Origin of the sequence: Pseudorhodoferax sp. (genome assembly GCF_047601025.1) — a bacterium.
In the GTDB taxonomy this organism is placed as follows: Bacteria; Pseudomonadota; Gammaproteobacteria; order Burkholderiales; family Burkholderiaceae_C; genus Pseudorhodoferax.
Map to the genome: position 1 here is coordinate 3,297,712 of NZ_JASGJZ010000001.1, position 12,820 is coordinate 3,310,531.

Genomic DNA, 12,820 nt, shown 5'->3' on the forward strand with positions numbered 1-12,820 from the left:
TGAGGCATAACTAAATTTAGACCCACTGATCCTACTTGCCGATTGCGGCCCAAGTCAACGGCAGTCGCCGGAAACACATTGATTCTTCATCATTTCGATGAAAGAGTTGCAGAATTAGGCCGCCTAAATTTTTGGTGATGACGGCCCGTGAGCCTGAAGACTTCGGCGAGCCTGAATCAGGCCATGCTAAATGGCAGACATAAGTCTGCAAGTGCCGCAGGCATGTCTGAAGTGCGTGGCCTGGGCGAGCCGGCATAGATCCACAAGTCCATCGCCGCCAAGTGGAGCCCCCACTGTCGGGGTCTTGCCTTTTTGCTTGCATCTACTTGACCGTGCCCGGCCATTCAGCACCCCAACCGTTGAAACTGCTGCCGCTCCGCCAGCAACCGCTCTTCCACGCGACTGCGGTCCACTTTCGAAACCTGTCCCTGTTCCCGTTCCAGCAAAGGGATGCTGGCATCCAGCTTGGTGCAGGCAGCCCGTGCATGCGGGTCCAGCTTCGCCCTGCGCAGTCGCAGCGCCCGTTGTTCCGCACTTTCTCCAAACACCGGCCGCAGTGCATCGGCCACCATTTCATCGTTGCGCTCCTGCCGCACATCGGCCCCGGTTCTTTCCGTGCCCGACGATTTGTTCAGCCCGCGTGTCGGCTCGACGTTCACGCGCCGGGCGCCCAGGCAGGGCGCGTCCGAGTAGCTGACCTTGCCGTCCAGTTCGCAGCGGTACACCTCGCGGCTCGGTGCGGGCAGGCGCTGGCCCAGCGCCACCTGGCAGGTCATTGCCAAGATGGCGAGCAGTGCGGGCCGGCGCAGCATGTCCAGCAACGGGCGGCCGGTCACGATGCGCCGATCTCCCGCGTGCCGCGGCAGCCTTGGGCGTAGCCGGAGCATCCCCAGAACTCCTTGCCGGCCTCCGGTCCCTTGCGGGCCGTGCGCCGCACCATGGGGCGGTCGCAACGCGGGCAGCCCGGTGCTGCATCTGCGGCGGATGGGCCACGCGCCATGTGTGGACCGGGATCGGTCGGAAGGCGCGGGGCGTTGGCCGCGGCGCTGACACCCGGCCCGCCGGCACCCGCCTTGCGCGCGGCCTGCAGCAACGCCGCGAGCGCGGGTCCATCGACCAGCTCGACGTTGCGCCCTGCGGCAAACGCCTCGGCCTCCTTGGTGAACCGCCCCGACGTGACGACGAATCCACCCGCCGCCCCCTCGGCCGCCATCACGCCGTACAGCTCGCGCACCGTGGAGACGCCCACCTTGAACGCCTTCCACTGCTTGCACTGCACCAGGAACTTCTCGCCACCCCTGGTCAGCACCAGGTCCACGCCGCCATCGGCACCGCCGCCGCCGTTCTCGCGCACGCCGTAGCCGCGCCGCTTGAAGCCTTCGCCGACCAGCATCTCGAATTCCCGCCACGACATGCCCTGCAGCGCGTCGGCGCCACCGGCCTGGCTGGCCGGGTGGAACAGCGCGCGGCGCTTGCGCCGGCGCAGCGCCGACATCAGGGCGCCGAGCAGGCAGACGAAGGGGATCAGGTATTGGCCGCTGGTGGCGAAGCCCTGCCACAGCATCTGCGGCAGCATGTCGCTGATCTGCTGCGCGGTTTGCGCGGTTTGCGCGGTCTGCATGGGTCGCGTCGCCACGCCGTGCAGCCACCAATACGCCAGCGGCGCCAGCCCCACGCCGGCCCACCAGGGCAGCAGGGCCACGAGGTCGAGAAGGTTCTCCAGCGAGGAGGAGGGTGCGCGCCGTCTTGCCATGGCTTCGTCGCTCGCTGCCTACGTGTTGCTCTGGATGCTTATTGCAACAATCTTAAGGCGGATTTGTCAGCGGCTTGAAATTTTGTGCCGGCTGATGCATGCGGCATGCCCCTGATCGATGCGCTGCCCGAGCTGATGTACCGGCCGGCCGAGGGCGTGGGCGCATGGGTGGCGCCGATGCTCCGGCACGCGGCCACCGAGACCGGCGCGCGGCGTGCCAGCGGCGGCGCGCTGCCGCAGCGCATGCGCGAGATGGTGTTCGTCGACGGCGCGCGGCGCTGCCTCGATGCGTTGCCGGCCCAGGCGCAAGGCTGGCCCGGCACCCTGAGCGGCCACCAGGTGGGGCGCGCCATTGGCCTCATGCGTGCCGAAGCACCCGTGGACGCCGGAGGACTTCATGTAGTCGGCCATCAGCGCGGCGCCGTTGGCCTGGGCGATGTTCCAGGCCAGTTGCTGCGCCGCGTAGCGCACGGCGTCGCCGGCCAGCGGCGGAGGCGTGTCGCGGCCGGCGTCGCGCAGCGCGCGTTGTCGACGGTGAACGGGTCCGGCGCCGCAGAGGCCGGTGCGCGTACGCGCGTTCGTCGAGTTCCTGGGCGAGGCCTTCGGCCGCGCCGCGGCTTGAGCGCCGAAGGGATGCCCGCCACAGGGTGTTTCCGGAATCGGCGTGGCGCCGCCCGGGCGCATGCTCGGCCGGCAGGATGCCGGCGCCGGATGGCGGCGGCCCGATCCACCAGAAAGAGGACTCCATGCTGTCATTGACCTGCCTGGGTGCCGCCGGCACCGTCACCGGTTCCAAGCACCTGCTGACCTGCGGCGACACCCGCATCCTGGTCGACTGCGGCCTGTTCCAGGGCCTGAAGAACCTGCGCGAACTCAACTGGCAGCGCCTGCCGGTCGATCCGCGCGACATCGACGCGGTGGTGCTCACCCACGCGCACCTGGACCACTGCGGCTACCTGCCGCGGCTGGCGCTCGACGGCTTTGCCGGCCGCATCCACGCCACCTCCGCCACCCGCGACGTCGCGGCCCTGATCCTGCGCGACAGCGCCTTCATCCAGGAGAAGGATGCCGACTTCGCCAACCGCAAGGGCTTCAGCAAGCACAAGCCGGCGCTGCCGCTGTACCGCGTCGCCGACGCCGAGCGCGCGATCGGCATGTTCGCCACGGCGCCGCTGCGCCGCGAGGTCGCACTGCCCGGCGGCGCGGCGCTGCTGCTGCGGCGCGCCGGGCACATCCTCGGCGCCGCCAGCGCCCAGATCGACATCGGCGGCCGGCGCATCGTGTTCTCCGGCGACGTGGGCCGCTATGGCGATCCCGTGATGCACGATCCCGAAAGCGTGCCCGAGGCCGACTACGTGGTGATCGAGTCCACCTACGGCGACCGCCGCCACGACCGCGCCGACCCGGCGGGAGCGCTGGGCGCCGTGATCGAGCGCACCGTGCAGCGCGGCGGCACCGTGGTCGTGCCGGCGTTCGCCGTCGGGCGCGCGCAGTCGCTGATCTACGACCTGTGGCTGCTGCGCCGCGCCGGCCGGCTGCGCAACGTCCCGATCTATCTGGACAGCCCGATGGCGACCAGCGCGAGCGACCTGATGCACGCCTATCCGGACGACCACCGCCTGTCCGCGCGGGACTACGAGGCCGCCTGCGACGCGGTGGTCTGCGTGCGCGACGTCGAGGAGTCGAAGGCGCTGTCGGCCAACCGCTACCCCAAGGTGATCATCTCCGCCAGCGGCATGGCCACCGGCGGGCGCGTGCTGCACCACATCGCGGCGTTCGCGCCCGACCATCGCAACACCCTGCTGTTCTCGGGCTTCCAGGCCGCCGGCACGCGCGGCCGCAAGCTGCTCGACGGTGCGCGCGAGACCAGGATGTTCGGCCAATGGGTGCCGGTGAACGCCGAAGTCGCCGAACTGCCGATGCTCTCGGCGCATGCCGACAGCGACGAGCTGATGCGCTGGCTGTCCGGCTTCCGGCGAGCGCCCCGGCGGGTGTTCATCGTCCACGGGGAACCGCAGGCGTCCGAGGCGCTGCGCGAGCGCATCCAGCGGAAACTGGACTGGCCGGCCGCCGTGCCCCGCCCCGAGCAGGTGTTCAGCCTGTGAGCGGGGCGGCCGGGCGCGACTGCGTGCGAGTCCCCTGGTGCCCCGGTGTCCGGGAGTCGCGCGGTATCGGCGGCCTGGACTAGGCGGTGCCGGGCCGTGCTTGAGATTGCGCCAAAGGTGCCACGGTGGGAGTGGATGCTGCCAACAGCGTCTGGAATGAGTCCACGACGATCGTTTTCAGGAACTGGATGGCGGGATCGCGCAGGCTGTCGGAACGCCATCCCAGTTCTATGGAATATGAAGGCAGTGCGATCGGGCATTCCACGCACAGCAACGAATTTCCGATTGCGAGCGCGCGAGCGGCGTGCAAGGGCAGTGTGGAAACAAAATCGCTGCCGACCAGCAAGTGGGGCAGTACGGCGAAATGCGTGGTAGAGGCCAGAATCCGTCGCTTGCGTCCCAGTCCCTTCATCGCTTCATCGACGACTCCCACGAATCCGCCGGAGGAGATGAGGATGTGCTCGCGGCGCAAATATTCGTCGAGGGTCAATCCGCCTTGCGGTGCGTGATCCGCGTCCAATAGGCAGGCATATCCTCCTGTGCCCAGGGCCTGCCGGCCCAGTGTGCGCGAAGTCGCTCCCCCGGCCGTCAGGCTGAGGTCTATGGTGCGTGCCATCAGGGCTTCACCCGCGATCAGGCTGTGCGTTTGCCGCAGGATCATGCGCAATCCCGGTGCCATGTTCCGTATGCGCCTGATGAGCATCGCGCCCAACGCGATTTCATAGTCGTCCGAAAGTCCCAGTGTCAGCACACGGTTGCCGTAGCCCTCTTGAAGAGAGGTGGTACGCGCAATGGTCTGCCGCAGCTTGTCCAGGGCTTCGGCGATCAGTGGCCGCAATTCCTCGGCTTTGGACGTGGGCCGCAGGCCGCGCCCGGTGCGTTCGAAAAGGTGGTCGGAGTAGAGCACGCGCAAGCGGCCGAGAGCCGCACTGACGGCGGACTGGGTCAGGCCCAGCCGGATGGCGGCACGCCCGGCGCCTCCTTCCTCGTACAACGCTTCGAAGACTTTGAGGAGGTTCAGGTCGACGTTGTTGAAATCAATTTCGTTCATATCAGATGTGGACGATTGTCGATTGATGAATGATCACACCGATGCCACGATGGCGGCAACTCCACCCTCCATGGACTTGCAATGACCCAAGAAACCGTCGTGGCCGCGCTGCAGATCGGCTCGTCGCCCGAAGGCAAGGCAGCCACCTTGCAACGCATCCTCTCCTTCGAAGAGCAGATTCGCGCGTCAGGCGCGAGCCTCGTCGTCATGCCCGAGGCATTGCTCGGTGGCTATCCCAAGGGAGAGATCTTCGGTACCTACCTGGGCTACCGCCTGCCGCAGGGCCGCGCCGCCTATGCACGGTACTTCGACAACGCCGTTGACCTGCCCGGCCCGGAAACCGACGCATTGGCGGAGTTGTCGCAGCGCACTGGAGCGCACCTGGTCGTCGGCGTCATCGAGCGCGGCGGTAACACGCTGTTCTGCACCGCCTTGTTCTTCTCGCCCGAGGGCGGGCTGATCGCCAAGCACCGCAAGTTGATGCCTACCGGCACGGAGCGCCTGATCTGGGGCCAGGGGGATGGCTCGACCCTGACCACGGTGGACACGCCCGTTGGCCGTGTCGGCGCCGCGATCTGCTGGGAAAACCACATGCCGCTGCTGCGCACGGCCATGTATGCCAAAGGCGTGCAAGTGTGGTGCGCTCCCACCGTCGATGCGCGCGATATCTGGCAGGCGTCCATGCGGCACATCGCGCACGAAGGCCGGCTGTTTCTCGTCAGCGCCTGCCAGGTGCAACCGACGCCCAAGGCCCTGGGAATCGACGTGCCCCATTGGGACGCGGAACTCCCGTTGATCCAGGGCAACAGCGTGATCGTCGGCCCCATGGGCGATGTGCTGGCGGGTCCGCTCAGGAATGAAACCGGCCTGCTCACGGCACGCATTGACCTGGGTGAATTGACGAAAGCCCGTTACGACTTCGACGTGGTCGGCCACTACTCGCGCCCCGACGTGTTCTCGCTTGCGGTGGATGAACGGCCCAGGAGTCCGGTGATTTTCCAGAGATAGGGCTTCTGCCCATCGATTCCGGTCGTTGCGTATTTTTAGATTCCGAAAGAGCACAACCATGCATCAATCCGTCCGTTCGCTCATCCTGGCCGCTGGAATGGCGTTGCTTACTCAATCCCACGCACAGGATGCATATCCGGCACGGCCGGTCAAATTGATCGTGCATACCACGGCTGGCTCTGCCTCGGACGCCATCGCCCGCATGCTTGGCGAAGAACTGGGGCGTCGGCTGGGGCAGCCTGTGGTCATCGACAACCGGCCCGGCGCGGGTGGCTCCATCGGCGCAGATCTCGTCGCAAAGGCGCCGGCGGACGGCTATACGCTGCTGGCAGGCGCTTCCAGTGTCATGGTGATGCTGCCTGCCGTCTCGCAGCGCAAGCTGCCCTACGACACCGACAAGGACTTCGCTGCGATCGGCCGGGTGGCCACGTCTCCGTTCCTGCTGGTGGTCAATGGCGACTCCAGGATCAAGAGTCTCGCCGACCTCATCGCCGCGGCCAAAGCGCAGCCGAGCAAGCTGACCTATGCCAGTGCAGGCCAGGCGACCAATCCACACCTGCTGGGGGAAATGCTCGCATCGATCACCGACACCAGGCTCCTGCACGTTGCCTACAAAGGGCCGGGGCCTGCGCAGATGGATTTGCTGGGAGGCGTGGTGGACATGCAATTCGATACGCCGTCCGCCACCATGCAGCTGATCAAGTCGGGCAAGCTCCGGGCCCTGGCCACTACCGGCGAGAAGCGGCTGGCAGCCTTGCCGGACGTGCCCACCGTGTCCGAGCTGGGCCACCCCCAGTTGCAGCTGCTCGGATGGACGGGGCTGTACGCGCCACGCGCGACGCCTCCCACGGTAGTGCAGAAGCTGCAGGTGGCCCTGAAGGAAGCGGTTGCCACGCCCAAGGTCAAGGCAGATCTGGCAGCCATGGGGCAGGAGCCCGACGGCATGGTGGGAGATGCCTTGGTCCAGGAACAGCGCAAAAGCCGCGAGGTCTGGCGCAGGCTGGCGACGGATCGCCATATCACGCTGAATTGAGCGAGATTCGCATGAAACCGAAAATCAGGCTCATGGTGCGCGATTGGGACTACATGGTTCCGTTGGCGCTCGGCGACGTCCGGGCCGATGCCTTCGATATCCAGGTTCATCGGATCGAAACCGTGCCTTCCGACCTGGCGACCAACCCGCTGTATGACGCCGGCGAGATGTCGTTCAGCCGCTATGCCCAGGGGCGCGCACGCGGAGACATGTCCATCGTAGGGGTACCGCATTTCCTGATGCGCGCTTTTCGGCACCGCTGCATCATCACGGCGGGCGATAGTCCGATCACCGAGATCCACCAGCTTCGCGGCAAGCGCATCGGCCTGACCGGCTGGCAGGATTCCGGAAATGTGTGGACGCGGGCGATATTGAGCCAGGCAGGGATTGGAGTCGAAGATGTTCGATGGTATGCCAGCAGGCTCACGGCGCAACATCCCATCATGGCGGATCGGCTCGAAGGTTTCGGGCGCCCGGGGCGCATAGAGGCCGTGGTCGGAGAGCGCCCCTTGGTGGAACTGCTGCGCGGTGGTGAACTCGACGCGGTTTTCACGGCATTCATGCCGCCGGGATTCTTCGATCCTGGATCAGGCCTGCGGCAGCTTCTACCCCACTGCCGTCAAGCGGAAATCGAATATTTCCGATTGGTCGGCTATGTACCGGGCATCCATGTACTGGGCATCAAGCCTGCCATCGTGGCCGATCATCCGACCTTGCCGCAGGCGCTCAGCGAAGTGCTCGACGAGTCCGCTCGCGTGTGGATCGAAAAGCGGCGAAAGTACGCCGACACCACGCCTTGGATCCTGGACGAGTTGCGGCAGACAGCCGGTGATTTGCCGGGGAACTGGAACCGTAACGGCTTCGGTCCGAACGAGAAGATGATCGCCGACTTCGGGCGGGAAATGCACGCCCAATTGATCACGCCGGAATGTCTGTCGCCGCGGGATCTGTTCCCGATGGCTGCGTAACTGTCTCTTGAAAGTTGAATCATGCTCAAAGTTGCACTCGGTCAATTCGCCGTTCAGCGCGAATGGCAGAAGAATTCCGAAATCTGTCTTGACCTGATGGCCAAGGCTCGAGATGGCGGGGCGCACCTGCTTGTCTTGCCCGAAGGCATACTCGCCCGCGACATTGCCGATCCCGACCTGGTCCGCAGGGCTGCGCAGCCGATGGATGGCCCGTTCATGGCGCAATTGCTGCAGGCAAGCCTCGGCTCCGACCTTACGGTCATGATGTGCATCCATGTGCCGGCCTCGGATCACAAGGTCTGGAATGTCCTGGTTGCCCTGCGCAATGGCAAGGTGCTGGCGCAGTATCGAAAACTGCATCTCTACGACGCCTTTTCCATGAAGGAGTCCACCAACGTTGTGCCTGGCGACGAGGTGCCGCCGCTGGTCGATGTCGCGGGCATGAAGGTCGGCCTGATGACGTGCTATGACCTGCGCTTTCCAGAGCTCGCAAGGTGCCTGGCGGTAGACGGCGCGGATGTTCTGGTGCTGCCGGCTGCCTGGGTCAAGGGGCCGCTCAAGGAGGCGCACTGGGAAGTCCTGCTCGCTGCCCGCGCGCTGGACAACACTTGCTATGTAGTTGCCACCGGCGAATGCGGCGAGCGCAACATTGGCCAGAGCATGGTGGTGGACCCGCTGGGCGTGGCCATCGCCCGCGCCGCCGAGGCGCCCGCGCTGGTATTCGCGGACATCGACCCTGCCCGCATCGCGCATGCCCGCCGATCGCTGCCGGTGCTCGAGAACCGTCGCTTCGCCAGGCCTGAGCTGCGACGGAGCGCATGAGCCCGCGCGGTGGACGCCCTGGTCAGGCGTTCACGCCGCGGACGCCGGCGTGGCGGGCGTGCAGCGGCAGGGGCGCGGCCGGGCTACGCCCGCGAGCCGGCCTTGGCGGCCTTTTTTCTCGCCCTCGGTGCCTTGACGGCGCCGCGGGGAGCGGCGCGGGATGCGGTGCGCGGTGCGGGTGCCGTGGCTCCGGCCGCGGCCTCCAGCGCCTCCCAGGTGTCGCGGCCGACGATGCCGTCCACGCCCTGCCCGTGGCCGCGCTGGAAGGCGGCGACCGCGACTTCGGTGCCCGCGCCGAAGTCGCCGTCCACCGCGACCATGAAGCCCAGCTTCTGCAGCGTGCGCTGCAGTTCGGCCACGGCATCGCCTTGCGAGCCGCGGCGCAGCACCGGCCGCCCGGCCGCCGGCGGCGCCTGGCCGGCCAGCACGAAGCCCTCGATCCGCGCGATCGACGCCTTGGCCTTGGTGGTGCAGGCGCGGCGGTCGGCCAGGCCGTTGCTGCCGCCGTTCACGATCTTGGTGACCAGCAGCACGTCGTCCTGGTCGCAGGCGTCGTTGATGCGGTGCTTCTTCCAGAACTCGCAGGCGATGCGCAGCGACAGCACCGGATCGGCCGCGCGCTCGGGGTCGGCTTCCAGGTCCACGCCCAGCCGGCGGCCGACGTCGCGGTAGTTCGCGCGGCCGGTCAGCTGCAGCAGGCCGCGGCCCTTGTAGCGCCGGCCGTCGCCAGGCTTGCTGTTGCCGAGGTCGCGCCGCCCCTCGTAGGCGTCGCCGCTGGCGAACTCCTCCGTGGTGCGGAAGCCGGCCGACTCGTGGCAGGTCTGGCCCAGGAAGTGCGCGATGCGCAGCCGCGTGTCGATGGCGTACGCGGCCAGCGTGGGCGCCAGCACCTCGCCGACGGCGGCGATGATGACGTCCTGCCGCTCGGCCAGCTGCCCGCTGAAGCGGGGCGCGGTCTCGCGCATGGTGTGTGCATCGACGAGGATCATGGCGGCTCCCGGGGCAGTGGTCGGAAAGCCGATTGCAGCGCCGGGCGGCGCGGCTGTCATCCTCCGTATTGACGATGCGGGCCCGGACCGCGTCAGAGCGCCACGGCCCTGCCGGTGCGCGCGGACTGCAGCACGGCTTCGACCAGGCGCTGCGCGGCCAGGGCCGAGCGGCCCTCGGTGAGCGCAGGCCGCCCCTCGGCGACAGCGGCCAGGAAGTCCTGCAGCACGGCGCGGTGGCCGGCGTGGTCGAACGCCATCGGATCGGCGCCGCCGCCGCTGGCCTGGGGCTGGCCGACGAGCAGCGGTGCGGCGCCGGGGCGCTCCAAGCGCAGCGCGCCGGCCTGCAGCGTGGCCGTGGCCTGGGTGAAGTCCAGCGCGATGCGCTCGGGATAGCCGGGCCAGGCGGCGGTGGTGGCGTCCAGCACGCCGATGGCGCCACCGGCCCACTGCAGCACGGCGCAGGCCCGGTCCTCGGTTTCCATGCGGTGCACCGGCGTGGTGGCGGCCAGGCCGGACACGCGCTGCGGCGTGCCGGCCAGGTGCAGCAGCAGGTCCAGCGTGTGGATGGCCTGTGTCATCAGCACGCCGCCGCCGTCGCGCGCCAGCGTGCCGCGGCCGGGCTGGTCGTAGTACCTCTGCGGGCGCCACCAGCGCACGCTGGCGCTGGCGCCGGTCAGGCGGCCCAGCGCGCTGCTGCGCACCAGTTCGGCCAGCTGCAGCGCGGCGGGGCTGGCGCGGTGCTGCAGCATCACGGCCAGGCGCACGCCGTGGCGCTCGCAGGCGGCCACAAGGGCCTCGGCCTGCGCGGCGGTCAGTGCCAGCGGCTTCTCGACCAGCAGGTGCTTGCCGGCGGCGGCCAGGCGCTCGCCCAGGGCCAGGTGGGTGTCGGGCGGCGTCAGCACCAGCGCGGCGCCGACGCCGGTGTCTTCCAGCACGTCGTCCAGCCGGGTGGTCAGCCGGGCGCTGGCGGGCAGCACGCCCTCGGCCTGCAGGCGCTGCAGCCGCGCGGGGTCGCGGCCGCAGACCCAGGCCAGTTCCACCCGGTCCTGCAGGTCGCGCAGGCTCCGCAGGTGCGGCGGCGCGGCCATGCCGGCGCCGACGACGGCGATGCGCAGGCGCGTCATGCGGTCTCTGCCGAATCCAGGGTCACTTGAACAACCCCGGCAGCCACAGCGAGAACGCCGGCACGTAGGTGACCAGCAGCAGCGTGGCCGTCAGCGCGCCGTAGAACGGCAGGATGGACTTCATGACCTGCCCGACCGAGACGCCGCCGATGGCGCAGCCGACGAACTGCGTGACGCCCACCGGTGGCGTGTTCAGGCCCAGCGCGCAGTTGATCAGCATGACGATGCCGAACTGCACCGGGTCCATGCCGAAGTGCGCGGCGATCGGCAGGAAGATCGGCGTGCAGATCAGGATCGTGGCCGCCATGTCGAGGAAGGTGCCGAGCACGAACAGCAGCACGTTGATCATCAGGAAGATGACCCAGGGGCTGGAGCTGACGGACTGCATCAGCTCGCCGGTCTTCTGCGGCACCTCGTACAGCGCCATGAAGTAGCCGAAGGCCGAGCTGATGCCGATCAGGAGCAGCACCACGCCGGTAGTCTTGCAGGCCTTGGCGCAGGCCTTCAGGAAGTCTTTCCACGACAGCGAGCGGTAGACCAGCACCGTGACCAGCAGCGCCCAGAACACGGCGGTGGCGGCCGATTCCGTGGCCGTGAACACGCCCGACAGGATGCCGGCCAGGATGATGACGACGATCAGCAGGCCCGGCAGCGCGCCGAGGAAGGACAGCAGCACCTCCTTCCAGCCCGGGAAGCGGCCGCGCGTGGGGTAGCCGCGCTTGATCGCCACCCAGTAGGCGGCGGCCAGGTTGCAGGCGGTCAGGATCAGCGCCGGGATCACGCCGGCCAGGATCAGGCTGAACACGCTGACCGAGGCGATGCCGGTGGTGGCCAGCGTGAAGATGATGAGGTTGTGCGAGGTCGGCATCAGCGCGCCGACCAGGGCCGCGTGCGTGGTCACGTTGACGGCGTAGTCGGCGTCGTAGCCTTCCTTCTTCATCAGCGGGATCATCACGCTGCCCATGGCCGAGACGTCGGCCAGCGGCGAGCCGGCGACGCCGCCGAACAGCGTGCAGCCCATCACGTTGCTCATGCCCAGGCCGCCGCGCACGTGGCCGACCAGGCTGTTGGCGAAGCGCACGATGCGGTCGGCGATGCCGCCGTACAGCATCAGCTCGCCGGCGAACACGAAGAACGGGATCGCCAGGAACGAGAACACCTGCATGCCGCCGACCATCTTCTGGAAGACGACGGCGACCGGCATGCCAGCGTACAGGACGGTGGCCACCGAGGCCAGCCCGATCGAGAAGGCCACCGGCACGCCCAGGACGAGCAGCACCGCGAAGCTGAGGGACAGGACGGTCAGTTCCATGGTGCTTCTTCAATACCAGGCGGGGACGACGTCTTCGTGGCGCAGCAGCGCCACGATGTGCTCGATGCTGAACAGCACGATCAGCGTGCCGGCGATCACCAGCGACAGGTAGTCGATGCCCACCGGCATCTGCAGCATGGGGTCGAGCTCGCCCCACTTGAGCCGCGTCCACAGCCAGCCGCTCTGGACCATGATGGCGCCGAACAGCGCCACCAGCGCATGGATCAGCACCTCCACCTTCAGCCGCAGCGACTCCGGCAGCAGCGAGACCAGCGACTCCAGGCCGATGTGGCCGGCATCGCGCACGCCCACCGCCACGCCCAGCGCCGTCACGTACAGCACCAGCTGCAGCGCCAGCGCCTCGGTCCAGGTCGGCGTGTCGTTGAAGACGTAGCGGCCGACCACCTGGATCTGCACGCTGAGGATGATGCCGGCCAGGCCGCAGATGGCCAGGACCAGGCTGGCCTTGCTCAGGAAGGCGCACAGCCGGGCGTACCAGTGGCGCGCCGGCGGGCGCGTGTGCTCCGGGTCGACGGCGGGGGCGACGGGCGCGGCCGCCGCGCTGGCGGCAGCGGCCGTGGCCGAGGGCAGGGGGGTGTTCATGGCGGGGTTCCGGTGGGAACGCCCCCCGCGCGCGGCGCGGCGGGGAGCCGGC

Annotated in this window: 13 protein-coding genes; 5 read left to right on the forward strand and 8 right to left on the reverse strand. The window is 68.2% G+C overall.

What is annotated here, in order from left to right; genetic code table 11:
• Positions 1 to 344 precede the first annotated feature (344 nt).
• The 3 genes from QM782_RS15495 to QM782_RS15505 all read right to left on the reverse strand — a co-directional run bounded on the left by QM782_RS15495 (position 345) and on the right by QM782_RS15505 (position 2,437).
• The gene (locus QM782_RS15495; RefSeq protein ID WP_415203800.1) at positions 345 to 821 is read right to left on the reverse strand and encodes a hypothetical protein; all 477 of its coding nucleotides are present in this window, start codon (positions 819 to 821) and stop codon (positions 345 to 347) included.
• 11 nt (positions 822 to 832) lie between these two features.
• Positions 833 to 1,753 (reverse strand): restriction endonuclease, encoded by a 921-nt coding sequence (locus tag QM782_RS15500; protein WP_415203801.1) that lies wholly within the window; start codon positions 1,751 to 1,753, stop codon positions 833 to 835.
• Between the two features lie 66 nt (positions 1,754 to 1,819).
• Positions 1,820 to 2,437, reverse strand: coding sequence for a hypothetical protein (locus QM782_RS15505; RefSeq protein WP_415203802.1), 618 nt, complete (start codon positions 2,435 to 2,437; stop codon positions 1,820 to 1,822).
• Positions 2,438 to 2,499: 62 nt separating this feature from the next.
• On the opposite strand from QM782_RS15505, the gene QM782_RS15510 reads away from it, so the two are divergent.
• Positions 2,500 to 3,858: an MBL fold metallo-hydrolase RNA specificity domain-containing protein gene (locus QM782_RS15510; protein ID WP_415203803.1), complete on the forward strand. Its 1,359-nt coding sequence runs from the start codon at positions 2,500 to 2,502 to the stop codon at positions 3,856 to 3,858.
• Positions 3,859 to 3,937: 79 nt separating this feature from the next.
• On the opposite strand, the gene QM782_RS15515 is transcribed toward QM782_RS15510, so the two are convergent.
• Positions 3,938 to 4,909 (reverse strand): LysR family transcriptional regulator, encoded by a 972-nt coding sequence (locus QM782_RS15515; protein WP_415203804.1) that lies wholly within the window; start codon positions 4,907 to 4,909, stop codon positions 3,938 to 3,940.
• Positions 4,910 to 4,990: 81 nt separating this feature from the next.
• Here QM782_RS15515 and QM782_RS15520 point away from each other — a divergent pair, with 81 nt between their 5' ends.
• From QM782_RS15520 to QM782_RS15535, 4 genes are read left to right on the forward strand one after another with little or no spacing between them, the layout of a single operon-like run.
• Positions 4,991 to 5,917 (forward strand): carbon-nitrogen hydrolase family protein, encoded by a 927-nt coding sequence (locus QM782_RS15520; RefSeq protein WP_415203805.1) that lies wholly within the window; start codon positions 4,991 to 4,993, stop codon positions 5,915 to 5,917.
• A gap of 58 nt (positions 5,918 to 5,975) precedes the next feature.
• Positions 5,976 to 6,950 (forward strand): Bug family tripartite tricarboxylate transporter substrate binding protein, encoded by a 975-nt coding sequence (locus QM782_RS15525; protein WP_415203806.1) that lies wholly within the window; start codon positions 5,976 to 5,978, stop codon positions 6,948 to 6,950.
• An 11-nt stretch (positions 6,951 to 6,961) separates the two neighbouring features.
• Positions 6,962 to 7,918 carry an ABC transporter substrate-binding protein gene (locus QM782_RS15530; protein ID WP_415203807.1) on the forward strand — a complete coding sequence of 319 codons (957 nt, stop codon included), beginning with the start codon at positions 6,962 to 6,964 and terminating at the stop codon, positions 7,916 to 7,918.
• Between the two features lie 21 nt (positions 7,919 to 7,939).
• Complete coding sequence (locus QM782_RS15535) at positions 7,940 to 8,740, forward strand: deaminated glutathione amidase (RefSeq protein WP_415203808.1); 801 nt, start codon at positions 7,940 to 7,942, stop codon at positions 8,738 to 8,740.
• A gap of 83 nt (positions 8,741 to 8,823) precedes the next feature.
• On the opposite strand, the gene QM782_RS15540 is transcribed toward QM782_RS15535, so the two are convergent.
• The 4 genes from QM782_RS15540 to QM782_RS15555 form a co-directional block, all read right to left on the reverse strand.
• Positions 8,824 to 9,729 (reverse strand): peptidoglycan-binding protein, encoded by a 906-nt coding sequence (locus QM782_RS15540; RefSeq protein WP_415203809.1) that lies wholly within the window; start codon positions 9,727 to 9,729, stop codon positions 8,824 to 8,826.
• Positions 9,730 to 9,821: 92 nt separating this feature from the next.
• Complete coding sequence (locus QM782_RS15545) at positions 9,822 to 10,853, reverse strand: Gfo/Idh/MocA family protein (RefSeq protein WP_415203810.1); 1,032 nt, start codon at positions 10,851 to 10,853, stop codon at positions 9,822 to 9,824.
• A 22-nt stretch (positions 10,854 to 10,875) separates the two neighbouring features.
• Positions 10,876 to 12,165: a TRAP transporter large permease gene (locus QM782_RS15550; protein WP_415203811.1), complete on the reverse strand. Its 1,290-nt coding sequence runs from the start codon at positions 12,163 to 12,165 to the stop codon at positions 10,876 to 10,878.
• 9 nt (positions 12,166 to 12,174) lie between these two features.
• A complete protein-coding gene (locus QM782_RS15555) occupies positions 12,175 to 12,768 on the reverse strand; it encodes a TRAP transporter small permease (protein WP_415203812.1) in 594 nt (197 codons plus the stop codon).
• Between the last annotated feature and the right edge of the window lie 52 nt (positions 12,769 to 12,820).